Here is a 24,401-nt window from a genome sequence, read left to right as displayed (position 1 = left end):
ATGCTGAATTTGTATGCAGACGAACAATTTCCTTTGCCAGTCGTCCAATTGTTGCGCGCTTTTAGTCACAATGTCCTGACTGTTCAGGAAGCAGGAAAAGCAGGACTTGGGATTCCCGATCCAGAGGTGCTAGCATTTGCTATAAGCAAAGATAGAGCTGTTTTGACATTAAATCGGTTTGATTTTATCGGACTGCACAACCGACAGCCAGAACACGCTGGTATTATTGTTTGTACCAAAGATAGGAACGTAGAAGGGTTGGCAACACGCATCAATGAGGCTATTTCAATTGAGGAAACATTGAGAGGCAAATTGATTCGTGTCAACCGTCCGCAGTAAGTCCGTGAAGCGTAGCTATCCCGTAGGGAATCGCCTTTTGTCAAATTTCCAATTGCCAATCCAATAAATCGCCAATCAATTCAATTTGCCGCCCGTTATCGCAATAACTCAGATAAATTTGCAAATAATTATCTGGTTTGTACGGCAATCTTTCTGCCCACTCGATCGCCACAATTCCCAAATCCATTTCTAATCCGTCCCAATAACTTTCTAAGTGCAAAGCCTCTGCTTCTTCGGGTTCCAGTCGATACAAGTCTAGATGATACAGCGGAACTCGCCCTGCAAAATACTCGTTAATCAGGGTGAAAGTAGGACTTTCGACAGATTCGGAGATTCCCAAACCTTCAGCGATACCTTGCACTAAGGTGGTTTTGCCGGCTCCTAAATCTCCTTGCAATAAGATTACAGTGCCGGCGGGGAGCGATCGACCTAAAGCCACACCAAACTTGCGCGTAGCCTCAAAATCAGGAAGAGAAAGTATCATATTAGTTGTTAGTTGTTAGTTGTTATTGGTTATTTGTTATTGGTTATTTGTTATTGGTTATTCGTTGTTAGTTGTTATATCAAATCCGGTAGCATCGTCCTGTATTCATATCTCTATTCTCTCTCTCTGTGTCCTATGTGTTCTAGCACCGGTTAAATCACCTGACGATGCAACGGTCAACGATATTAGTTGTTAGTAGGGGCGGTGCGCCGTGCCCGCCCTCAGTCAACAGTCAACAGTCAACAGTCAACAGTCAACAGCTAACAGTCAACAGCTAACAAACAGTCAACAGCTAACAAACAGTCAAAAGTCAACAGCTAACAGTCAACAGCTTAAATGTTCTGGGCGCGCCCGTACCAACGCAGCAACATTCCCGCCAACCTTTGAGAATTGTGGCGAATTAAACCGGTATTTTTATCTTCATCCATCACATTTGCGATGACTATTCGCCGGCCCAATTGCGTTACGGCTTCTCTATCGAGCACTACGGGATAGGAATTTTCCTGAGAATAGCGGATCAAGGCTTTTGCAGAAGGGACTTTTCCTTGCACTACTACAGCATCGAACAGGGGCCGGCCGCAAGCGCGATCGATCGCCCGAATGTGATCTGCAACACTGTATCCGTCAGTTTCTCCCGGCTGAGTCATAATATTGCACACATAAATGCGCGGAACTTCGCTGCGGGCGATCGCCTCGGCAATTTCCGGCACCAACAAATTCGGAATCACGCTCGTATAAAGACTCCCCGGCCCAATAATTATAAAATCCGCTTCCCTCAGCGCGATCGCCACCTTGGGCAAAGCGGGAGGATTAGCAGGAATGCAGCCTATTTTGACGATTTTTCCGTTAGCTTCGGTAATGCTGGACTCCCCCTCAATTATCCTGCCGTCAGCCAGTTCTGCCCACAAAGAAACGTCGCTCAGAGTAGCCGGCAGCACCTCTCCCCTAACCGCTAAAACTTTAGAACTCGCGGCGATCGCCTGTTCCAAATCTCCAGCAATATCGCTCATCGCCGTCAAAAACAAATTCCCAAAACTGTGACCCACCAAACCGTCACCGGCCTGAAAACGATATTGAAATAACTCAGTCAATAACTTTTCCTCATCTGCCAAGGCCGCCAAACAATTGCGAATATCTCCCGGCGGCAGCACCCCAATTTCCCGCCGCAGTCGCCCGGAAGACCCGCCGTCATCCGCCACCGTGACAATAGCAGTGATTTTGGCGCTGTATTCCTTCAATCCCCTGAGCAAATTAGAAAGCCCGGTACCCCCTCCAATTGCCACAATTTTTGGGCCGCGGTGCAAGCGGCGGTGGTTGAGGAGTCGATCGACCAATTCCTCATTCCCTTCCGGCATCAGCACTTGAGTAATAGAATTCAAACTGCGAGTTTGCCCCCACAGAATTAACAAAATCCCGCCAGCAATCACGACCGGCCCCGACACGTAATTGGGAATAACTTCTGCAATCCACGTCAAAAAATTTTTCAACAATTGCAACAAGAAAAAAATCGGAGTCATCCCAGTCCAAATCGCTAAACCCAAGGTGGCAAGCACCACACCGCTAGCACTGATCAGCAGCCACCGTTTCACCAACAGTCCGGGGGCCAACCACTTAAACCACTGGTGAACTCGCCCGTTCCGCAAAGAAGGGGGGTAAGGATTTCTGGAATGGGCAATAACCTGCTTGGCTTTAGCCAAGACGCGAAGGGCTTTAGGAAATGAACTAATTGACATGGTTAATTAGTCTTAAGGGTATTGGAACAGCTCAATCTGACAAATTTACAATACAAGAGAGTTTTGATTCTGGCAGTCTATTTAAGTCATTAAATTATTAGTCATGAGTCCTCAGTCATTAGCTAGACTGATGACTGAGGACTGACAACTTATTGATAACATCTTATGGCTGAGCCGCTAATCGAACTCAAAGGGATAAGTAAGTCCTTCGGCCAGAACCAGATCCTCGATCGAGTCGATCTGAACATTTATCGGGGAGAGGCCCTGGCAATTATTGGCCCTTCCGGGACGGGGAAATCGACGATTTTGCGGATAATTGCGGGTTTGTTGGCCCCCGATGCCGGAGAGGTTGTCGTTCAGGGACAGCGCAGGGTGGGATGGGTAGACGACGTGGCAGATCCGATCGGGATTGGGATGGTGTTTCAGCAAGCGGCTTTGTTTGATTCGCTGACGGTGGAGGAGAATGTCGGTTTTTTACTGTACCAGCATTCTAAGCTGCCGCGCCCCCGGATTCGGCAATTGGTCGAGGAGAAGTTGGATATGGTGGGTTTACCGGGAATTGGCGAACGCTATCCAGCGCAGTTGTCTGGGGGAATGCGGAAGCGGGTAAGTTTTGCCCGCGCCATCATGGCGAATCCCGATAATGACAGGGACAATCCAGAGGTTTTGCTGTACGACGAACCCACGGCGGGCTTAGATCCGATCGCCAGTACGGTAATTGAAGATTTAATCCGCGACTTGCAGAAAGCTCAAGGAGTTTGCAGCACTTATGCGATCGTCACCCACCAAGACAGTACCATCCGCCGCACAGCCGATCGCATCATATTTCTCTATCAAGGCAAAGTGCAGTGGGAGGGAACCGTCAGCGACATTGCAACCACAGATAATTTATTAATTAAACAATTTTTTAGCGGCAGCGTTACCGGCCCTATTCAACTGATTGGATAGTCATTAGTCATTAGTCATTGGTCATTAGTCATTGCTCATTGGTCATTGGTCATTAGTCATTAGACCTCTTGCCCAAAAAATATATGTTATAATTAAAGGCTTTGAGTTTTAGACCCCAGAGCTAACTCATAATTGTAAAGTGCTGATATAACCTGCAATCTGTTCCACTTAAGCCAAACCCTTTAGTAGAGCATAAAATTATTTTGCAAGAGGTCTATTAGTAGTGAATTTTTAGTCATCAGTTGTGAGTCATTGATTAAAGTGAGTTCGGGTTAAGCAGAACAGAGCAAGTTGTTATCCATGGCGATTCCTGGCTTTTTGGGTTGATGGCAATAAGCAATCAACCCGATCGAGAATATTGACAAAGCAGTTAACGGGGGAACGATGTCGGGAATGCTCAATCTGAGAAATATTCTTTAACTGGTCAATAACGGTCACGGGCGACAGCGCGTTTTCGTAACAGCAGACGATCGGACAAGCGACATCAAACGTTGTTTCAGATTGCGTTTGAGTTTAGTAATGACTTGCACGCCGAGGCTTGCCATCAATTCCTCAAACATTTTTTGGGAGATGTAACCCAGGGTAAGCAAACACTTTGCCAAACAGATGTTGCAACAAGTCAAGCACAGGTTTTCGGTCGTCTACATTACCAGGCGTAACTTGAAAGTTAAGTAACTCGCCTCGATCGTTGATGACTAGATGTAACTTTAAACCAAAGAACCAATCGACGCTCGGTTTTCCATCGAGCAGCGATATCTTTAAACACTTTGTGCTGACTGATCCTGCGGTTACGTGTTACTTTCAGACAAGTGGAATCCATGAAGCTAATTCGAACTTGCTCAAAATGTTGGGTGCGATCGCTCGAGTGTGGATAGGGTATTTGGGTTGAAATCACTTCGGTTGGGTGTGCTTCATGTCTCCTGGTTAACTAAAGTTAAGACAAGAGACTTGTTCCTTGACAGTGGAAGCATCGAGAAAGTAAAGTAGGTGGTAGTGCTTTTATGTAAAGGATAGAGAAATTTGAGGCGGTTGAACTTTCAGCATTCCTAATCGGATTTGGTGATTGTAGTCATGAATGAAGTTCCAAATACCACTATGAGTGATTCTCCAACTTTTTTGAAAACGATAACGTCTTCCTGACTAATCGCGAAATTCGTTGCCTGAGAGTATTGTTCAATCGTTCAATGTAACTGGTTAATCCACTTTCGGAGCCGACAGACTTATGCCTTTTACGGGCGTAAAACTACGGCATAGGCATCAAGAGCGATCGGTATAAATCTTGGCACTGCAGGGGATAGACACAAGCGTAGTGAATCCCATAATGCTTGAGCCGACTTCGAGGAGCGGTCTCCAATATGACATCCGATCACTTCCCGAGTCTTGGTATCCATTGCTAACGGGACCCATTGTTTATTCCCTTTGTCATCTACTTTCATACCAGAGTTCATCCATTTGGACTGTGTGTTTTCCAACTTCTTTCGGGATCACCGTGGCGCAAGAGTTCTATTGCACCGTACAAGTGGTTCACATAATGAGAGGAGCCAGAAGAGAGGAAACGCCCATGAAGGAGGGCAATACCAGCGAGGGAAATCCGCTCTCTTGAGAAGTAACTCAATTTTTGCCAAAGTGTCGGTGTCTTTGGCTGTCCAAGTTCGGATTTTCGACAAATTTCCGACCACAGTCGCGACATTTGTGGTTTTGTTTGCCCCGACGAGTCATCCCATTTTTCATTACATCGTCAGAACCACAAGTGGGACAAATCAGATAGGGTTTCATGATGAGACTCCTCAAAAGACTGGACCTAGAGGTATTATCCTCCATCCTTTACATAAAAGCAGTACCAAGTAGGTATCACGATGTTAGAACCAATCCCAGAGCTAGATATTTCCAAATTACCCGTTGACCAGCAGACCAAGGAATTACTAGTACAGCTCGGCGTAAGTAGACAGACTATATTTGTGGTAGACTAACATAGTTAGTTTAGACCAGTTTCGGTAGGTGATAAAGGAGTCATATATAGCCTTATTAATGCCTAAAACATTAAAATTAAGCGATGGCGACCGTCATCAACTTCACCAGTTGAGCTAGAGACACAACACGCCGCAACAGATCGTGCTACGAGCCAAAATCATTCTCATGGCATCTGATGGTCAAAATCATCGTGAAATAGCCCGAAGCCTAGAGATTAACCGGCAGATGGCTCGTGAAGGGGCGAAACCGATGGTTGGAGAGCGAGAGAAAAGACTTATCGATTTTGCAAAGATTACAAGATCGAGAACGTGTTGGCGCACCAGCAAAATTTAGCATGGAACAAGTAACCGAGTTATTTGCTTGCAGCCTGTTCCTCACCGTCGGATTATGGACGGCCAATAAGTCATTGGACGGCTAGAGAACTGGCCGAGGAAATCATGAAACAAGGCATTATTGAAAGTATATCAGTCCGAGATGTTGGCAGATTATTAGAATAAGCAGAAATTAAACCACAGGCCTCGCGCTACTGGTTAACCCCCCCTGTGGATGAAGAATTTGATGCAAAAGTTAAAGATATTACAGGTTTATATCTAACTGCGATTGAACGCAGTCAAAATGGATAACACACCATATCGGTTGATGAAATGACAGGGATTCAAGCCCGATGAACGTATCGAGAAAGACTTACCAATGCGACCAGGAAAAGTTGCAATTCGAGAGTTTGAATATATTCGTCATGGCACGCAGACATTGATAGCCAATTTAAATATTGCTACGGGTGGCTCTCCTGAACTTATGGTTATAAGTTTATCTAGTTAGGGCTTGCTGAATCAGTGTCAAAAGGTTACACCAAAAGGGTTAAGAGAGGGTACAAGCGAGTTAGGTGCAAGATAAACAGGTAAAATAGCACAAAACCCTTGCATCACCATTTGCGCTTGTGTACAGAAAAGCTGAGCTTGCTCCAAGCCCCCCATCCGAGTTTGAACTGCCCTTCGGAGGAAGGTTGTCAGCAGACAACCGTTGGGTAAAAATGGCCGAACTAATTCCTTGGTCAGAATTTGAATCAGAATATGCTGAAAATTTCCCGACAGAAATGGGCGCACCAGCTAAATCCTTTCGGATGGCATTGGGGGCATTGATCATTAAAGAAAAACTCGGAATTAGCGATCGGGAAACAGTAGAACAAATTCGCGAAAACCCATATCTACAATACTTTATCGGTCAATCAACCTACAGTAATGAACTACCCTTTGACCCATCACTATTAGTTCACTTTCGGCAACGAATCAGTGCGAACTTAATTAACAAAGTGAACGAAAAAATGGTCAAGAAAATGCTTGAAACCACCTCAGTTAAAACCGAAAAAAAAAAGGATTCGGACGCAAAAAATGAGTTACCCAATCAAGGAAAATTAATCATAGATGCAACCTGTACCCCAGCCGACATTAGCTATCCGACCGACTTAGGACTATTAAATCGAGCCAGAGTTCATACCGAAAAAATCATCGACATTCTCTATAAGTCTCTCAAAGTAAAAATCAAGAACAAACCCAGAACCTACCGAAAAATAGCCAGAAAAGACTACTTAGCAGTAGCGAAACAAAAACGTCCCACCCGGAACAAAAAAAGACAAGCAATTAAGAAACAACTGCAATATATCAAAAGAAACATAGCTCATATTGAACAGCTAATCGAGTCAGGTGCTACCCTAGAAAATCTGAATAAAAAGCAATATAAAACCTTGTTAGTGGTAGCTGAAGTTTATAGGCAACAGCTCTGGTTATTTGAAAATAACAAACAGAGCATAGAGGATAGAATAGTAAGTTTAAGCCAACCCCATATCCGTCCCATTATCAGAGGAAAAGCGGGGAAACCAGTAGAGAGGCGAGCTAAACTATCAGCGAGTTGCTTTGAAGGATATGTATTTTTAGACCGGATGAGTTGGGATAACTTTAACGAATCGGGAGACTTAAAAGCCCAAATAGAAGCGTATTATGCTTTCACAGGATACTATCCAGAATCAGTCCATGCAGATCGCATTTATCGAAATCGAGAAAACCGAGCATGGTGTAAAGAAAGAGGAATTAGAATTAGTGGACCGCCTTTAGGAAGACCTCCAGCTAATGTGAGCAAAGAAACAAAAAAACAAGCCTTAGAAGATGAAAGAATTAGAAATGCGATTGAAGGAAAATTTGGACAAGGAAAACGAAGATTCAGCTTGAATCGGGTCATGGCAAAACTTGATAATACTTCTCAAACAGCTATTGCTATTACTTTTTTAGTAATGAACCTTTCTACCTGGTTAAGACGGGTTTTTTGTATCTTTTTCTGCCGATTTCTGAAAACAATGCCTGGTTACGGTTCAATGATTATCAAAAATTATATCTTGGTAAGTTACAAAAACAAAAAATTATGTTTCGCCGAACTTGAATCACCCATCAATTGCGATCGTGATTTTTCTTAACTTATTCAGCAAGCCCTAGTTAGACCAGCAAGCTAATACGCGATTCCTAAAATTATGAAAATTATAAAAACCATATCCTTGGCGCATTATCAACTTAATTCAATTGTTGATTCCCTCCATAACTCCACTTGTTGTGCGATTAAGAAAGTAGTTGCAAATACTCTCAAAATGATTTTCAATCGTTGATGCAGATGCTCTAAAAAATACTTGTGCATGATTTAGCCATTCTTTAATTTTTGCCTGCCCTTTTTTAACGGTCAAATTAGTCTCATATATTTCTCTAAATTTTTCTTTCATCTCATACGCAATTCTCAAGCATTCTGATTTACCTAGTGCCATCTCTAATTTATCAATTTGCTCTGGCTTCAAATTTCTTCGATTACTTAACAATAAATATTTACTTTGCCTATCTGTTATTCCGGCGGCTCTGCGTAATTTATTCAAGCCTTTATTAACTACTTTCATCACAGGAAAACGATCGATAATAATTTTGGCGTTGGGAAATACTTTTTTGATAACTTTAGGAAATCCTCCCCACATATCAACACTCACTTCCTCAACTTGTTCTCGAACCTCAATTGCTTGTTGCATAAGGACTTCAATGATTTCTTCCGAGCGATGAGAATCAATCATCTCAATTAAATTACCTTCTATTAGGTCACTCACAACAGTCACAAAATTTCCTTGACCTTTTCCCATACTTATCTCGCCCTTGACAAATTCGTTTAACCCGTTGCCAATTCGGTTTTTTTTTAGGGTGTTTACCTGCTCAAATATTCTTTTTATTTCGTCATAACTCAGTCCTTCTTCTCTTCCAATTTGCTCCATGCTCGATTGTTTTACACGCTCATAAATATTTTGTTCGTATCGTTGAGTATGCCGTCTTTTAACGTCCAAAAAATCTAATTCTTCTGTGGGATACCGTTGAGTAAGTTAGGAGAGTAAAACTGCCGTCGTGGGATTTTTAAATATACAGGACGACCAAAAACAGACAAATCTCTTACTAAAATTGGTCGATTTTGATGCAGTTTTTCGGTAGGATTGTTACAATGATGACAAACAATTCCTTCTAATAAAATGCTCAGTCCCAAGAAAATTTCCCCCTCAACTTGAGTACAAGTTTCAACCCTGACTCCAGGCAAAGCTAATAGATAGTCTAGATGGAAGCTCATAACGGTAAATGTATTATTAGGTACATTTTACACCATAAACTCAGGAGAGCCACACAAACAGCAGACTGGTCGCCAGAAATAGTACCGGGACAAGATATCGGAATCAGACTGCAAGCTTTTTTAGGATGGATAAATAATTACGGACATTTATCCTGCGAAAAACAACAAGAACTGTTGTGGGAACTGGGAAAAATAGAAATAGGAGTGGGAACTTTAGTAGCGACCAATGAAAGAATAAATGGCGCAGTGACTCAAAGTATTGACCAGCTCAAACAGTGGGTCAAACAAACAAGGCCCAATATTCATGCGGATGAAACGCCAAGGGCAGTCATTGGGGTCAAAGAATGGTTATGGATTTTTGCCAATACCAACTTCGCTTTATTTCATGCTGCTGATACTCGCTCTCGCGCGGAATTAGAATCTATTTTGGGTTCTTGCTACGAAGGTGTACTTAGTTCAGATGACTATAGCGCCTATAATGGTTATCCTGTCAAGGCCCAACAAAAATGTCTGGCGCATTTACGCCGTCACTTCAAGAAACTAATCCAGGTTCCTGGCTTAAATAACCAGGAGATTGGAGCAAAATTTATTAGCCTGATAGATGAGGGTTTTAAAAACTATGCTTTAGGCCAACAAACCCAAAACCTTGATGAATTCTTGAGTTGGACATCCCAGTTTAAACCAAAAGTTGAATCTACGATTAATTCATGGATAGAGAGAGCAGGAGGGGAAGCCGGGAAACTTTTACGCTCCTTGAGGAAGAAAGCCGATCAATGGTGGTATTTTTTAGACCATCCAGAGATACCGCCTGATAATAATTTAGCAGAACGAACGTTACGTTTAGCCGTCACAAAAAGAAAAATTAGTGGAGGTTCCCGATCTATGGAACGGTTTCAAGATACTGCCAATTTATTGACGGTTATACAAACTTGTCGCCATCAAGAACGTTCTTTCATTGAGTTTTTTGACCAAGCTCTAAAAGCAATGGTTGACTCGGCTGTGCAGACTCCTTCTTTAATTCCTCTAATTTAGACCTTAATCCTTACCCTCAAATTACCATTGCCGACCATTTTTTATACTTAAAATATGCCAGAATAGAGCCGACGAAACATCATCAATTAATTGATATTATCACCCTCTCAGTTTGTGCCGTGATTTGCGGTGCTGATACATGGGTGGATATCGAAAGTTACGGGTTCTTCTAAATACGAACGGTTAAAGACAATTTGAGAATTGCCGAATGGCATCCCGACCCATGACACAATGGCCCTCCTTCTTTTCTCGCCTCAAACCTGAGCAATTTCAGCAATATTTTTTGAGTTGGATTCAATCTATTAGCTGCTTCAAAGAGAGGAGAAGTAATCGCAATTGATGGCAAAGCTCTTCGCCATTCTTACTCTTGGAGAGCAGACAAAAAAGCGATTCATATGCTCCGTGCTTGGGGAACCAGTCAAAGATTAGTTTTAGGACAAGTTAAAGTCGATCAAAAATTAATAAAATCACAGCAATTCCGGCTTTACTAAAAGTATTAGAATTAAGTGGAAGCATTGTCACCAAGCCATGCGATGGGCTGTCAAAGGTCAATTGTGAAGTCAATTCTCGAACAAGGAGGAGATTAGATAATCACCTTAAAAAAAATCAACCCTCCCTGTATGCCAGAATAGAAGCGTTGTTTAAACAAACAATTAGACCAGGGTTTTCAGGCTTGACACCTGCAGCTTATTCGACAAAAAAAGAGAACAATCACGGTCGCTCATAAATCCGACATCACAACCATGTTAAGTGACATCAAAGAGCAGATATAGCCCGACAATTAATGGGAGAAGCTTTATAGTATAGGTCTGATAGAATCCGTAAGAATAGTCAAGAGAAAAACAACTATTAAAACTCGTTATTATCTTAGTAGTTTACCAAATGATGCTCAAAAATTTGGTGAATCAGTCCGCAGCCATTGGGGAATTAAAAATTTTTTACCTTGGGTATTAGAGGTGGGTTTTCGTGAAGATAATTGTCGGGTTATAAAAGATAATGCTCCGCAAAACTTTGCCATCCTTAGACACATCTCACTCAATCTTTTGAGTCAAGAAAAAAACTCAAAAACTGGAACAAAGAATAAGCGACTTCGAGCCTGGTGGGATGATGACTATTTGACTAAGATTCTCGCTGTTGCAGTCAACTAAATTCTCACGAATAACTCATTAATAACTATTATACAACTTGTAAACAGTGGTTGTAATATTTTATTGTCTCAAAATTAGCATTAAGTAAAAGCCAGCATTGATTAGTTCCTATTTTATCTCAAGATTCATTACAAAGCGTGTCTGTAGCTTCTTTGAATGGTGAATTTATCTCAAAATATACTCACCACTGATGAACAGTGTTCAATAAGATGCGTTCCCCCTGGGTATGCCTGCATTCAAAGGCCCTGAAGCCTTGGCCAACTATTTAGCCACAAAATCTATTCGATACATAGCTTATTCGTCTTGGAGTCTCAATCATCCTGCTGTAGATACTTCAGGGCCTGGATTGTCATCTTGGTTTCGACTGCAAGCAAAACTTTCTCACGACTTTCGGAATAACGTGTGGCGACTTGCAAAAACTCGAAAACAATTGTATGAAGACGGAGAAAAATTTGTGCTGGATTTAGAAACAAAATTGTAGAAAGTCTTGGACGCAGAGATAGTCAGAAATGTGGTTTTTTCCAAACATCTTTCGTTGCAGCCAACAGTCAAAGTAAAAATCCGGTTTCTTGGATCACAGGGGATTTTTTACATAAAAAAGCAAATTGGATATTAAACCGAGAAGCCGGAAATGTTTGGTATCAATTTTAGCCTCTGCTGGCAGCATCTGCAATACATCTTTTTCGGATAAAAGATTGAGGTTTTCTTCTTTGGCGAAAAAGTTCTTGCCCAGCAATCTCAAAAGAACTCGAAACGAAGAGGGGGGAAGCCAGTGAATTAGGGGGACAGCGGTGTGGAATTCTACGGGAAACCAGCGGTTAGGAGTAGTGATGCAGCAGGTTTTGCCGACGCGGCAAAGTTCTCGAATAAAAGTTTTTTGCTGAGTTCGATTGCCGACGTGTTCGATGACGGCAAAACTCACGACTAAATCAAAACTTTTGTCGGGAAATGGTAAAGTCAAACCGTTAGAACGGACATACTTCAAACCGGGATATTCTTGTTCTAAAAATGCAGCATCTTCCATGCCCACAGCGGTGATTTTGTGGGGGTAGGGATAGAGTTTCTCAAAAAAATTGCAATCTTCGCGCCGGTCGGAAGTTACTCCTACATCCAACACGGTTGTGTCGTCGCTGGGATTGGCTAATGCCATGAGTAAATTAAACATTTTTTGGCGGGCGTACCAAGATAGTTTGGTGGCCAAACCACCAAGCTTGGGGCCAACGTACTCGCTGGAGTTTTTTTGATTTATTGTCATAGGATTTGAGGTTTTGGATGTACTCAGAGCAGAGGTTTTAGTGTTTCAGTGATAATTAGTTTACCTGCGCTTCAAGCCCAGCACGCTGAGAAAAAAGCTGGAGAGAACCATTTGCAAACCGACGGTCAGGCACGTGAGCGAGGGAATAACTAAACGGAGAGTTTTAGAAGGGTCTAGAGAACCGAAAGCTGTATCGCTCCAGATAGTTAATGACAAAAACGAGCCAACTATTCCGATTAATATCAGCGTGACTCCGGCAATCAATCCTGTTTCTAAGGTAACGTAGCGAAATATTTTGTTTAGTTTGGGGTCTTCGGGCAGCAGTTTTTCGCTGATAGCGAAAACTTTGGTGAAGAAAGCGAAAGTTACTGCTTGAAAACCGACGATAATTGCGATCGCCCCATAAAGCAGCGTATGTACGTCAAAGTTAATACTGCCAATCTTTTGAGTACCGGGCAACAGCCAGATGGTAACAATTATACCCAAAATCATCAGCGCCACACCAGGATACAAAAACAGCCAGCGAGGACTGTAAAGCAACAAAAATCTGAGGTGCCGCCAGCCATCTCGCCAAGTTCGCAAGTGCGGCGGGCGACTGCGCCCGTCGGGAGATAGTACCGTTGGGACTTCAGCGATTTTCAACTTGTACAGAGAGGCTTTGACGACCATTTCGCTAGCAAATTCCATCCCCGTTGTTTGCAAGTCGAGTTTCAAAATTGAGTCTCTCCTAAAACCCCGCAATCCGCAGTGAAAATCGCCGGCGGGACTTGCAAAGAATAACCGCCCAACCCATGTCAGCACCGGATTTCCTAAATATTTGTGCAGTGGCGGCATTGCACCGGGTTTGATGCCTCCTTGAAAGCGATTTCCCATGACTAAATCGCAGCCTCCCCGCAATTTTTCGACAAAGGCACCGAGGTTGGAAAAGTCGTAGCTGTCGTCAGCGTCGCCCATGATAATATAAACTCCGCGCGCCGCTACGATGCCTCCCATCAGGGCGCTGCCGTAGCCTTTGGCTGCTACGGGCACGACTCGGGCCCCCATTTTGGTGGCGATATCTTGGGAACCGTCAGTGCTGCCGTTGTCTGCTATGATGACCTCGCCGGCAATATCCAGTTCGCGCAGTGACCTCTGAGCTTTCTCGATGCAAAGTTCTAAAGTTTCTGCTTCGTTGAGGCAGGGCATGAGTATCGAGAGTTCGAGAGTGTATTCCCCGCTGGTGTTGGTCTGTTCGGCCATAGGTTTATTCCAGGCATTGCTGGCGATCGACAATACTTACTTTTCCAGTATCTCTGCTTAAATTATTGGTTGTGAATAAAAATCAACAAAACTTAATTAAAGTTTTTCAATTTTTTCCCAACTGCCGTTTTTTTGTAATATTAGGTTAGTTAATGTATGAGTAGAAGCGTTTTTCTAGTTTTGCTCGCTGCTATTTTGTGCAGTGTGGTGGGTCAATTTAGTCTGAAAGCAGGAGCAAAAATCTTAGGGCCCATTGGCGCTGCTAATTTAGTGGAAAAAGTGCTCGCAATGGCAACTCAGCCTTTGATAGTTGGAGGTCTGTGTTTGTATGCAGTTTCTTCGATCGGCTTTATCGTAGTTTTGTCTCGCGCCAACATTAGCATAGTCTCGCCTTTACTGTCAATTAGTTACTTGTTTACTGTGTTGGGCGGGAAAATTGTATTTAACGAGCCTTTGCCACCGCTGCGGTTGGTAGGCGTGGGGCTAATTATGACGGGAGTAATTTTTGTACTCCAAGGTCAAAGTGGGGGAACCGCTGGGGGCAACTAGCGATCGCTTTTAACATTGATCGTTGAGTGCTGAGTTGATAACTTAATTCAAAGGGTGCGTCTGATCATAACCTTCTAAATCGATACTGAGGTAACAATTATGAATTATTATTATTTTCTTTCTTTTGCCTGGGGAATTTTCATTCTTGTATCCCTGATTGGTTGGGGTGGAGTAGTCAACCGCATCCTTTTTCCTCAGTACAGAGTTGACTGGGGACAAAGAGCCGCTTGGGGGATAGCTTGGACGATTATATTTGGTGGTTTATTAAATGTGACATGGACTATTTCGCAAGCAACTATTTTAATATATATATGCTTGGGCGCACTTTACGGAATAATAGATGCCTGGGCAAATAAAACTTTGATCGCCGACGAGCTGAATCGGTTAATTAATGCTTTTAAAGAAAATAGTTTTTTGGCGATCGGGACTTTTATCGCTTTCCTTCTGGCTGCTGTGCAATACAGTGGTTCAGTGGCCTGGTATAATTTTAATCCTCACGATGACTACCACGCCTATTTTGTATTCCCCCATAAAATGCTTCAAATAGGTTCTCTTGGTTCCGATCCTTTCAGCGAAAGAAGATTGGTATCTGCACTGGGAGGACAATCATTCTTGCATACATTCATTCTCAGCCTGTTGGATGAAAGAAGTTTATATCTGATCGATCCCGGATGCGCCTTAGTCGTAATGATAGGACTCATGATCGGATACTGTCAGCAAAAACAATTTTCAAAAAGCTCGGCATTACTGATTGTGTTCGCATTTTTATTAATTAGCCGAGATCATACAAATATAACTAGTATATTAATTCCGGTATGTCTTTTCTTCAGCTTATTCAGAGTTTTTGATTGGGACAAGCTAAAAGAAACAAACATCCACAGTAATGCTGCTATTGTAGGATTGCTTGCAGCCGCCATCTGCGCTTTAAAAACCACCTTGATTCCCGCGTGTATTATTTTCTTCACCTGTAGTTATTTTTTCTATATCCTTGGCAGCCAAATAAAGCATAAAGCAATCTACGAATTTTGTTTGGCTAGTATTTTATTGGCTGTGTTTATTTTACCCTGGTCGATCTCACTGTATCAGTCATCAGGGACTTTATTATATCCCATATTTGGTAGAGGTTTTCATGGTTCTGTATATGGAGGCTCGGTCAAGCTTCCTAGCAATGAGATTTTCGGAGAGCTTTTTCGATTTTCAGCACTTAGACTCAAGCTCTATGCAATTTTGGCAATTGTTTATTTATTGACTGTATTGAGAATTAGATTTTTTATGGTTGGTCTCCATAAAAAGCCAATTGTTAGGGAAGCAAGTCTGTCTATTAATCTTAGTAATGTGATGGGCGTTGCAATCATAGGAGTTTCTACTGGAGGCTCGGATATCGACCGCTATTCATATTCGCTACTATTAGTTGTGTTCCTGATATTAATATTGGTTGTTATGGAAAATATCGAGCCAAAAATGTCAAACTTAAACTTAAGAAATAGGCGTTTCATTGGTGGATTATTTTTGTCATTGTTATTAGCGATAAATTGTAATGGCGACAAAATGTTTAGACAATATAATAACTATGTAGAGAACATTGCCTCTGGTTTGAAAAATGTACCTTTAGTGACACTAGACGAGCGAGAAAAATATTCAAAAATGCTAAATTCGGTTCCTGAAGGAGAAATAGTTTTAACAAGACTTGACAAACCTTTTTTAATGAATTTTAAGAAACATACAATCTGGATTGCAGACTACCCAGGCGGGGCTAGCCTTCCGCCCGGTATGCCTTCCTTTAAAGGAGAAGAAGCGCTAGCAGATTATCTAGTTTCAAAATCGATTAGATATGTTGCATATTCTTACGCTGATGAAGCGAACTTTCCTAGGAAATCTCTAGAATATAGACTCAAAGTCAAGCCACTAGGTTTTTGGCTCCGAAATCAGGCATTGAACACTTTTGAATTTCAAGATAGCTTACAAAAACTCGGTCAAACGAGAAAACGGATTTATGATGATGGAGGAAATTTTGTAATTGATTTGTCAAACAATAAAAACAAGCAGTGATATCAGTTTTATTTGCAGTATTTAAAATAGATGAACCAACATCACTTATTGATCGATCGCACCGCCGTTCTTGCTACAATGCACCAAAAAGAACGGGTGATGGCTCCCATTCTGGAACGAGAATTAGGCGTAAAACTCGTACTGCCTGCAGAGCTTAATACAGACATTTTCGGCACATTTACTAGAGAAGTTAAACGCTTAGGAACTCAAATAGAAGCCGCCCGCCAGAAAGCCGAAAAAGCTCTAGAAATTGCGGGAGAAACTCTCGCCTTTGCGAGTGAAGGTACTTTCGGCCCTCACCCAATGATGCCGTATTTGCCAGCTAATCGAGAAATCGTGATTTTATTAGATCGAACCAACAATCTCGAAATTATCGGTGAATCATTGTCTGTAGAAACTAATTACAGTCACCAGTTAGTTGCCACTATAGAAGAAGCAGATGATTTTGCTCAAAAAGCTGGATTTCCCGCACACGGACTGGTGGTTGTAGTTGGCGATGCTGCACTCGGCAATGGTGAAATTGTCAAGGGTATTGTAACAGAAAAACAACTTTTTGATGCTGTATCAGCGGGCTTGAAAAAATCCTCAACTGGCAGAGTTCACCTCGAAACAGATATGCGGGCGATGTACAATCCCACTCGGATGAAAAATATCGAAAATGCAACTCTCAATTTAGTTAGAAAATTTCAGCAATTGTGCCCGCAGTGCGGTTGGCCGGGATTTGAGGTGACAGACAAAAAAATCGGATTGCCCTGCGGACTTTGCTATTTTCCGACTCAGCTAGTGCGATCGACTATTTATCAATGCAAAAACTGCGGTTATACTAAAGAAGAACTGTTTCCCGACAATCGAGAGACTGCCGATCCAGCTCAGTGTCAGTATTGCAACCCTTAAAATTAAGTTACTAATGATAGCCGTAGAAACACAACGCAACTGGAAACCCGTTATTAAAGAATTTGAGGCTGTAGTCGGCAAAAACGGGGTAGTGCAGCGCCGCGAAGAATTACTCGTCTACGAGTGCGACGGGCTCGCCAGCTACCGCCAGCGCCCCGCTGTGGTAGTGTTGCCGCGCACTACCGAGGAAGTGGCAAATGTGGTCAAAATATGCGATCGCAATTCCATTCCCTGGGTAGCTAGAGGCGCGGGAACCGGGCTTTCCGGCGGCGCTTTGCCCGTAGAAAACTGCGTGCTGATTGTCACAGCCCTGATGCGAAAAATCCTAAAAGTAGACTTAGAAAATCAGCAAGTTGTCGTACAACCGGGAGTAATTAATAACTGGGTAACGCAAGCAGTTAGCGGTGCCGGTTTCTACTACGCACCCGATCCTTCCAGTCAAATTGTTTGTTCGATTGGCGGCAACGTTGCCGAAAATTCTGGCGGCGTTCACTGCCTCAAATACGGAGTTACAACCAATCACGTTTTAGGATTAAAATTGGTAATTCCCGACGGTTCCATTGTCGATGTTGGCGGCGAAATTCCCGAAATGCCCGGTTACGATTTAACAGGTATATTTGTCGGTTCCGAAGGCACTTTAGGTATCGCCACGGAAGTTACTTTGCGAATCCTGAAAGCGCCGGAATCGATTTGCGTTCTGTTGGCGGATTTTGCCAGTATCGAAGCAGCGGGCGAATCGGTGTCCGATATTATCAGCGCTGGGATTATTCCAGGCGGTATGGAAATCATGGACAATATCAGCATCAATGCTGTAGAAGATGTGGTGGCAACTGGTTGTTATCCCCGCGATGCAGCGGCAATTCTGCTCGTAGAAATTGACGGTTTAGAAGTGGAAGTTGCCACAAACCAACAGCGAATTGCTGATATTTGCAAGCAGAATGGAGCGCGAAACATCACGACTGCCCATGACCCGGAAACGCGGCTGAAAATTTGGAAAGGGCGGAAAGCTGCTTTTGCGGCGGCGGGTCATCTCAGCCCGGATTATTACGTGCAAGATGGCGTAATTCCGCGCACGCAAATGGCTTATGTTTTGAAGGAAATTGAGGGTTTGAGTGAGAAATACGGTTATCGGATTGCGAATGTATTTCACGCGGGAGATGGGAATTTGCACCCGCTGATTTTGTACGATAACTCGGTAAAAGGTGCGTTGGAAAAGGTGGAAGAATTGGGGGGAGAAATTCTCAGGCTGTGCGTGAAAGTCGGTGGCAGTCTTTCGGGGGAACACGGCATCGGTGCTGATAAGAAGTGTTTTATGCCGGATATGTTTTCGGAGGTAGATTTGGAGACGATGCAGTGGGTGCGTCAGGTGTTTAATCCGAAAGGTTTGGCGAATCCTGGGAAGATGTTTCCGACTCCGAAGACTTGCGGGGAAGCGGCGAGGGCTAAGGTTGAAACTATGAAGAAGTTGGAGGGTGCGGAGGTTTTTTAAGGCTTTGTGTATGAGAGTTGAGGGCGTGTTTTTACACCCGGAGATCCCCCCTAGCCCCCCTTAACAAGGGGGGGACAAGAGCAGTCAAAGTCCCCCTTTTTAAGGGGGATTTAGGGGGATCGAGACTGGACTATAAGTGATATCTATTAATGTGTTTTATCTTAACAGTAAGGTGCTTGCTGCATCCGACACTAATGTGCGATCGGCATTTTGATAGTAAATTCCGTGCCTTTGCCCAATTCCGAAGTGCAATATAATTCGCCTTGGTGTTTTTCTACAATAATTTGATAGCTAATTGACAAACCCATTCCCGTGCCTTTACCAACGGGTTTGGTAGTAAAAAATGTATCGAATATGCGCTGCTTAACTTCTTCAGAAATTCCCGGCCCGTTGTCAGCAATTTTGATTTCTACAAAATTCTCCCTAACTTCTGTGCAAATCTTAATCTGGCTGGGACTCTCTCGCATTTCTTGAAAACTTTGCTTACTATTCCCATCACCTAAAGCATCGATCGCATTACTGAGAATATTCATGAAAACTTGATTTATCGGCCCACCAAAACACTCCACAGGTGGTAAGTTTCCGTATTCTTTGACAATTGCAATTGACGGTATTTCACCATTTCCTTTCAAACGGTGATTTAGTATTAACAGCGTGCTGTCAATACCTTCATGGAGGTTAACGGGTTTCATCTGTGAATCGTCGTGCCGCGAAAAGTTCCGCAGCGACTTGACAATCTGGTCAATCCGCTCGATACCGACGCTCATTGAAGATACAATTTTGGGGAAATCTTCAACCAAAAAATCTAGTTCATTCTCTTCTATTTTCTGTTGAATTTCTACAACTGGATTGGGATAGTGTTTTTGGTAAAGTTCGAGGTAATTAAACAAGTCTCTAGTATAATTTTTGAGGTAAGCAAGATTGCCGTGAATGAAGCTGACGGGGTTGTTGATTTCGTGAGCGACTCCAGCAATTAGCAATCCCAAACTAGACATTTTTTCGCTCTGCACTAATTGGGAATGAGTGGATTTTAGTTCTTCTAGTGCTGCTGCTAGTTGAGCTGCTTGTTCTCTGCTTTGTGCTTCGGAATTATGCAATGCTTCTTCGGCTTGTTTGCGATCGGTTATGTCTCTCTGTACGCCGATGAAATGAGTTAATTTACCTGTTCTATCGCGCACTGGAGATATTGACAAAGCATTCCAAAAAGCGGTTCCGTCTTGGCGGTAATTTTTTAATCTTACCTTGCATTCGCTCTCTGTTTTCAATGCTTGGCGGATGGTGTTTAGCGCATCGGAGTCTGTATCGTTTCCTTGCAAAAATCGGCAGTTTTTCCCGATAACTTCCTGTCGCCGATAACCTGTCATGCTCTCAAATGCGGGATTGCAATAAATAATTGGATGTTCTGGGTTAGTTGCGTCAGAGATGACAATTCCGGTGCTGGTAGCTGCCATAGCCCGATCGTACAACCAAAGCATTTCTTCGGCGCGCTTGCGATCGGTAATGTCCCGCAGCGTCGCTAAATAAGCCATTTCTCCTTCCCATTCCGTTTCCACCAACCGCATTTCTACCACAGCATTTTCTTGCTGCTTGCGAATAACTTTAACTTCTGTTTGTACGACGCGAATTCCTGCTGTAGCTGCTTTTCCAACTGGGGGAATAATATCTGCGTTCATATCCAGATCGCAAGCAGAACCTTCTACTAGCAAACCACCAAAAAACTCTCGACCTAAAAGTTCCTCCACCGTGCAGTTAAACAGCGCTTCTGCTGACTGATTTACAAAACAAACAAGTCCTCGCTTGTTGACAATTACCATGCCGTCTGCATTCTTTTCTATCGTATTCCGAAACCGACCTTCGCTAGCTTGCAAATCCTGCTTTAGCTGTTCCATTGTTCGCTGCATCTGCTGCATTTCACACAAACTCAGACTGTAAGCTTGTGAAAAGTTGGCCTGTGTCGAAGTTTCTGCTGATTTTTTTGATATCTCTTGAGAGTTTATTCTATTAGTGATGTTGTTAGCAGTTTGTTTCGGGTTCCTGCTAATATTACTCAGCTGATTTTCTGAATCTGCTTCTTGAAAAAACATATTTGAACCTACTATTTTTTTATTAAGATGTCGCTCTGGCCCAATTTTTTGGCTAATTTAGGGATAGAACAATTTATAACAGATGCTAGCACATGAATTTGATAATTAATCCTAAAATATCCTTAAGATTATAGAGCGATCGCCAGCGAATTATCTATTACACTTGAATAAGTAATTTTAACAGCATAGACCCTGGCGCGGGAGACTGCCGTGAAGGGGAAAGATGGCTTCAATCCCTCTGACAGCGGACAATATAACAGGATCGACGCACCAGTTATAAATATTTATAGCCTTTCTCCGAAAGGTGAGGTACTGTCCGGCATAGGGCATATGGTATACCTCACCACGCTTGAGAACCGCTATATAATCAACTGAAAATTGTTTTATTGTATAGAAAAAATATAATTATAACAAGCCAAGTCATGTTGAGATAATGTAATCACAGTCACAAACTACCAAATTATTCCCCTACCACCAGATTTGATATAGAATATAACCTGTCTATTTTTGCGATCGCAATTTCAAACCAATGGCACGTCTAGCACTTCTGAGCGTATCCAACAAAACCGGGCTAATCGACTTAGCGCGCAGTCTAGTAGAAGAATTTGAATTTGACATAATTAGCAGCGGCGGGACAGCAAGCGCCCTCAAAGAAGCAGGAATCCCAGTCACAAAAGTTGCAGAATATACTGGTTCCCCCGAAATTTTGGGAGGGCGAGTCAAAACACTTCACCCGCGAATCCACGGAGGTATTTTAGCGCGCCGCGATGTAGCGCAAGATATCGCAGATTTAGCCGAAAATCAAATTCGGGCGATCGATCTAGTTGTAGTGAATTTGTATCCGTTTGAACAAACAATTGCTAAACCGGGAGTAACTCTAGCAGACGCAATTGAACAGATCGATATCGGCGGGCCCGCGATGCTGAGAGCTTCAGCTAAAAACCACGCTCATTTGACAGTTTTGTGCAATCCCGAACAGTACAATACTTATTTAGCAGAACTGCGTGAAAATGGCGGGGAAGCTTCTTTAAAATTCCGGCAAAAGTGCGCGCTGGAAACCTTCAAACATACAGCAAACTACGATCGCGCGATCGCCAATTATCTCAGCAGCCAATCCGAGCCAGAATCGAAGCTACCAGAACATTTCAACGTATCGGGAACAGAACTGCAAACACTCCGCTACGGCGAAAATCCCCACCAAGCGGCCACCTGGTATCAAAGCGGAACTGCACCCACAGGCTGGACGACTAGCACCATCCTGCAAGGCAAAGAATTAAGCTACAATAATTTAGTAGATTTAGAAGCAGCAAGGCGGCTAATTGTAGAATTCCCGGACACTCCCGCCGCCGCTATTCTCAAGCATACAAATCCTTGCGGTACAGCCTTGGGAACAACTATTTCCGAAGCGTATCAAAAAGCTTTCGACACCGATTCAGTCTCAGCTTTCGGTGGAATTGTCGCCCTCAACCGCCCGATTGATGCTGCTACCGCAACGGCGTTAACTAAAACATTTTTAGAATGTATTGTTGCGCCGGGGTGCGAACCAGAAGCGGAAGAAATTATCAAGAAAAAGGCGAAAGTTCGAGTCTTGATTTTGCCGGATTTGACTCAAGGGCCGCCGCAAACTGTTAAAATTATTGCAGGTGGTTTGCTAGTTCAAGAATCAGACAATGCAGTAGAAGAAACTAGCAATTGGCGCGCAGTTACTGAGAAACAGCCGACTGCTGAAGAGTTGGAAGAATTGCTGTTTGCTTGGAAAGTAGCGAAACACGTTAAATCTAATGCGATCGTTGTAACGCGCGATCGCACTACAATCGGTGTCGGTGCGGGACAAATGAACCGCGTCGGATCGGTTAAACTAGCATTGGAACAAGCAGGAGAGAAGAGTCAAGGAGCGATTTTGGCTAGCGACGGCTTCTTCCCCTTCGACGATTCCGTAAAAACGGCGGCGGGCGCGGGGATAATTGCGATCGTCCAACCGGGAGGTAGTATGCGCGATAAAGATTCGATCGAAGCAGCCAACCAACTCGGAATCACAATGGTTTTCACCGATATCCGCCACTTTTTGCATTAGGAAATATACCCTACGGTAGGGACACAACACTGTTCATTGGTGTCAACTTAAGCCTGAAACCCTGATAAATGTCGCTTTTAGGCAAAGTCTAGATCCCCCTAAATCCTCCTTAAGAAGGGGGACTTTGAGAAGACTCCTGTCCCCCCCTTCTTAAGGGGGGCTAGGGGGGATCGAGGCCTAATCGTCAAACAGCAGACCGGTATTACGTTTGACGTTAAGTTGACACTAATGAACACTGTTGTGTCCCTACCAAATCGCGTCCTTCCCGAATTGCGTCCTTAAAAAATTATGACTTACACTCAACAGCAAATTCAACCCCAAGACGTAAAAGTTAAAATCCTGCTCACCGGCGGACATCAGTGCACCGTCATTCTCAAATCCGACACACCATTATTGTACAGCCTAGTCAAAACATTAGTCGATCGCACCCAAGCAACAGTAGGTTTTTCCACCTTATTTCAAATCCCCATAGACGACGGGCGTTCTAGCCTTTCCTTTCCCGGCGAACACCTAGTTGGATTAGTCACTGAACCCCCAATTTACTTGCAGCAACTGCAACCGCAGCAGCCAGCAACTCCCGCCGAAATTCCCCCCGAAATCCCCGCCGTAATCCCCGCCGCCGCGCCTATAAATGACGACTTAATATCTCGTTACGCCCAAATAGATAACTTTTTGACACCAGCCGAAAAAAACAAACTAATCAAATATGTTTTAGCAAAAGAATCAGAATTTGTGAGTACCAGCACCTCAACAAATGCCGAAGATTACCGCCGTTCTATGGTACTTCACTCATTCCCCGAATTTTCAACACTGATGGTAAATCGGATTAAAGGAATTCTCCCCGACGTGCTGCGGAAATTAAATATCCCATCATTTCCGCTTGGTGATATAGAATCTCAGCTAACCACACACAACGACAACAACTTTTATAAACTTCACAACGACAGCGGCTCGCCCGATACTGCTAGCAGATTTTTTACTTATGTTTACTATTTCTATCGAGAACCCAAGGCTTTTTCCGGTGGCGAATTGCTGATTTATGATAGCAAAGTCGAGAACAATTTTTATGTGGCGGCCGACACTTTCAGAACGGTAGAACCTCGGAATAACAGCATTGTATTTTTTCTCAGCCGCTATATGCACGAAGTTTTGACGGTTAGCTGTCCCTCGAAAGCTTTTGCTGACAGTCGCTTTACTATTAACGGCTGGGTGCGTAAAGCTGATTGAGATAAGATTTGCGGGTTAATCTGGGTGCGTAAAGTAAAGATAAAACGGCGGTTAATATCAATTACGATTGCACTCATACATAATATTAAATGTTAACTGTTAACAGTGAATTTATATCAATTCTGTTAGCATCAGAATTATTCATTTCTCTCGAATCTCTCTGTGTTCTCTGTGTTCTAGTAAGGTTAAATCATTCCGATGCAACGGTCAACGATATTACTATTCCGATAAAGAGAGGATTTGATATAAA

Annotated in this window: 21 protein-coding genes and 2 pseudogenes; 12 read left to right on the top strand and 11 right to left on the bottom strand. The window is 43.1% G+C overall.

Features of this window, described 5'->3' with window-relative positions; translation table 11 throughout:
• Positions 1-339 carry a DUF5615 family PIN-like protein gene (locus AACV78_RS07435; protein WP_194011702.1) on the top strand — a complete coding sequence of 113 codons (339 nt, stop codon included), beginning with the start codon at positions 1-3 and terminating at the stop codon, positions 337-339.
• Between the two features lie 40 nt (positions 340-379).
• On the opposite strand, the gene tsaE is transcribed toward AACV78_RS07435, so the two are convergent.
• On the bottom strand, positions 380-823 hold the full coding sequence (gene tsaE, locus AACV78_RS07430) for a tRNA (adenosine(37)-N6)-threonylcarbamoyltransferase complex ATPase subunit type 1 TsaE (RefSeq protein ID WP_194011701.1): 444 nt from the start codon (positions 821-823) through the stop codon (positions 380-382).
• Between the two features lie 332 nt (positions 824-1,155).
• Positions 1,156-2,556, bottom strand: coding sequence for a gluconeogenesis factor YvcK family protein (locus tag AACV78_RS07425; protein WP_194011700.1), 1,401 nt, complete (start codon positions 2,554-2,556; stop codon positions 1,156-1,158).
• A gap of 165 nt (positions 2,557-2,721) precedes the next feature.
• On the opposite strand from AACV78_RS07425, the gene AACV78_RS07420 reads away from it, so the two are divergent.
• Positions 2,722-3,504 carry an ABC transporter ATP-binding protein gene (locus tag AACV78_RS07420; protein WP_194011699.1) on the top strand — a complete coding sequence of 261 codons (783 nt, stop codon included), beginning with the start codon at positions 2,722-2,724 and terminating at the stop codon, positions 3,502-3,504.
• A 434-nt stretch (positions 3,505-3,938) separates the two neighbouring features.
• Here AACV78_RS07420 and AACV78_RS07415 read toward each other — a convergent pair whose 3' ends face one another.
• The 4 genes and pseudogenes from AACV78_RS07415 to AACV78_RS28670 form a co-directional block, all read right to left on the bottom strand.
• Positions 3,939-4,106, bottom strand: coding sequence for a transposase (locus AACV78_RS07415; RefSeq protein WP_194011698.1), 168 nt, complete (start codon positions 4,104-4,106; stop codon positions 3,939-3,941).
• Entirely contained in the window at positions 4,057-4,254 is a 198-nt protein-coding gene (locus AACV78_RS28680) for a transposase (RefSeq protein ID WP_368666963.1), read from the bottom strand. The genes AACV78_RS07415 and AACV78_RS28680 overlap by 50 nt, the downstream gene beginning before the upstream one ends.
• Positions 4,172-4,399 (bottom strand): transposase, encoded by a 228-nt coding sequence (locus AACV78_RS28675; protein ID WP_368666960.1) that lies wholly within the window; start codon positions 4,397-4,399, stop codon positions 4,172-4,174. The genes AACV78_RS28680 and AACV78_RS28675 overlap by 83 nt, the downstream gene beginning before the upstream one ends.
• Positions 4,400-4,503: 104 nt before the next feature.
• Positions 4,504-5,268, bottom strand: a pseudogene (locus AACV78_RS28670) (IS1 family transposase).
• 1,144 nt (positions 5,269-6,412) lie between these two features.
• Here AACV78_RS28670 and AACV78_RS07400 point away from each other — a divergent pair.
• Positions 6,413-7,939, top strand: a complete 1,527-nt coding sequence (locus tag AACV78_RS07400; protein WP_194011696.1) for an IS5 family transposase — start codon at positions 6,413-6,415, stop codon at positions 7,937-7,939.
• 99 nt (positions 7,940-8,038) lie between these two features.
• Here AACV78_RS07400 and AACV78_RS07395 read toward each other — a convergent pair whose 3' ends face one another.
• Together AACV78_RS07395 and AACV78_RS07390 are read right to left on the bottom strand one after the other, a co-directional pair.
• Entirely contained in the window at positions 8,039-8,836 is a 798-nt protein-coding gene (locus tag AACV78_RS07395; protein WP_228042106.1) for a transposase, read from the bottom strand.
• Positions 8,837-8,841: 5 nt separating this feature from the next.
• Entirely contained in the window at positions 8,842-9,111 is a 270-nt protein-coding gene (locus AACV78_RS07390) for a transposase family protein (protein ID WP_228042105.1), read from the bottom strand.
• On the opposite strand from AACV78_RS07390, the gene tnpC reads away from it, so the two are divergent.
• From tnpC to AACV78_RS07375, 3 genes and pseudogenes are all read left to right on the top strand, one after another.
• Positions 9,100-10,143, top strand: coding sequence for an IS66 family transposase (tnpC, locus tag AACV78_RS07385; RefSeq protein WP_255513012.1), 1,044 nt, complete (start codon positions 9,100-9,102; stop codon positions 10,141-10,143). The two genes, AACV78_RS07390 and tnpC, sit on opposite strands and share 12 nt — an antisense overlap.
• Positions 10,144-10,163: 20 nt before the next feature.
• Positions 10,164-11,291 (top strand): annotated as a pseudogene (locus tag AACV78_RS07380) (ISAs1 family transposase).
• 226 nt (positions 11,292-11,517) lie between these two features.
• Positions 11,518-11,772 carry a hypothetical protein gene (locus AACV78_RS07375; protein WP_194012464.1) on the top strand — a complete coding sequence of 85 codons (255 nt, stop codon included), beginning with the start codon at positions 11,518-11,520 and terminating at the stop codon, positions 11,770-11,772.
• 93 nt (positions 11,773-11,865) lie between these two features.
• Here AACV78_RS07375 and AACV78_RS07370 read toward each other — a convergent pair whose 3' ends face one another.
• Both AACV78_RS07370 and AACV78_RS07365 read right to left on the bottom strand, forming a co-directional pair.
• On the bottom strand, positions 11,866-12,546 hold the full coding sequence (locus AACV78_RS07370; protein ID WP_194012465.1) for a class I SAM-dependent methyltransferase: 681 nt from the start codon (positions 12,544-12,546) through the stop codon (positions 11,866-11,868).
• Between the two features lie 60 nt (positions 12,547-12,606).
• A complete protein-coding gene (locus AACV78_RS07365; protein WP_194012466.1) occupies positions 12,607-13,785 on the bottom strand; it encodes a glycosyltransferase family 2 protein in 1,179 nt (392 codons plus the stop codon).
• Positions 13,786-13,941: 156 nt separating this feature from the next.
• Here AACV78_RS07365 and AACV78_RS07360 point away from each other — a divergent pair, with 156 nt between their 5' ends.
• The 4 genes from AACV78_RS07360 to glcD all read left to right on the top strand — a co-directional run bounded on the left by AACV78_RS07360 (position 13,942) and on the right by glcD (position 18,766).
• Positions 13,942-14,334 (top strand): DMT family transporter, encoded by a 393-nt coding sequence (locus AACV78_RS07360; RefSeq protein ID WP_194012467.1) that lies wholly within the window; start codon positions 13,942-13,944, stop codon positions 14,332-14,334.
• 99 nt (positions 14,335-14,433) lie between these two features.
• Positions 14,434-16,383: a hypothetical protein gene (locus tag AACV78_RS07355; RefSeq protein ID WP_194012468.1), complete on the top strand. Its 1,950-nt coding sequence runs from the start codon at positions 14,434-14,436 to the stop codon at positions 16,381-16,383.
• A gap of 30 nt (positions 16,384-16,413) precedes the next feature.
• On the top strand, positions 16,414-17,277 hold the full coding sequence (locus AACV78_RS07350; protein ID WP_194012469.1) for a DUF6671 family protein: 864 nt from the start codon (positions 16,414-16,416) through the stop codon (positions 17,275-17,277).
• 13 nt (positions 17,278-17,290) lie between these two features.
• Positions 17,291-18,766: a glycolate oxidase subunit GlcD gene (gene glcD, locus AACV78_RS07345; RefSeq protein WP_194012470.1), complete on the top strand. Its 1,476-nt coding sequence runs from the start codon at positions 17,291-17,293 to the stop codon at positions 18,764-18,766.
• A gap of 191 nt (positions 18,767-18,957) precedes the next feature.
• Here glcD and AACV78_RS07340 read toward each other — a convergent pair whose 3' ends face one another.
• Positions 18,958-20,667 carry a hybrid sensor histidine kinase/response regulator gene (locus tag AACV78_RS07340; protein WP_228042104.1) on the bottom strand — a complete coding sequence of 570 codons (1,710 nt, stop codon included), beginning with the start codon at positions 20,665-20,667 and terminating at the stop codon, positions 18,958-18,960.
• A gap of 712 nt (positions 20,668-21,379) precedes the next feature.
• On the opposite strand from AACV78_RS07340, the gene purH reads away from it, so the two are divergent.
• Together purH and AACV78_RS07330 are read left to right on the top strand one after the other, a co-directional pair.
• Positions 21,380-22,924 (top strand): bifunctional phosphoribosylaminoimidazolecarboxamide formyltransferase/IMP cyclohydrolase, encoded by a 1,545-nt coding sequence (gene purH, locus AACV78_RS07335; RefSeq protein WP_194012472.1) that lies wholly within the window; start codon positions 21,380-21,382, stop codon positions 22,922-22,924.
• 288 nt (positions 22,925-23,212) lie between these two features.
• Positions 23,213-24,151: a 2OG-Fe(II) oxygenase gene (locus tag AACV78_RS07330; RefSeq protein WP_194074277.1), complete on the top strand. Its 939-nt coding sequence runs from the start codon at positions 23,213-23,215 to the stop codon at positions 24,149-24,151.
• The last annotated feature ends 250 nt before the right edge of the window (positions 24,152-24,401 follow it).

This window comes from Tychonema sp. LEGE 07196, from assembly GCF_963890365.1.
Classification (GTDB): Bacteria; Cyanobacteriota; Cyanobacteriia; order Cyanobacteriales; family Microcoleaceae; genus Microcoleus.
Note: the sequence above shows the minus strand (reverse complement) of the source record. Positions and strands in the feature narration are given on the sequence as shown.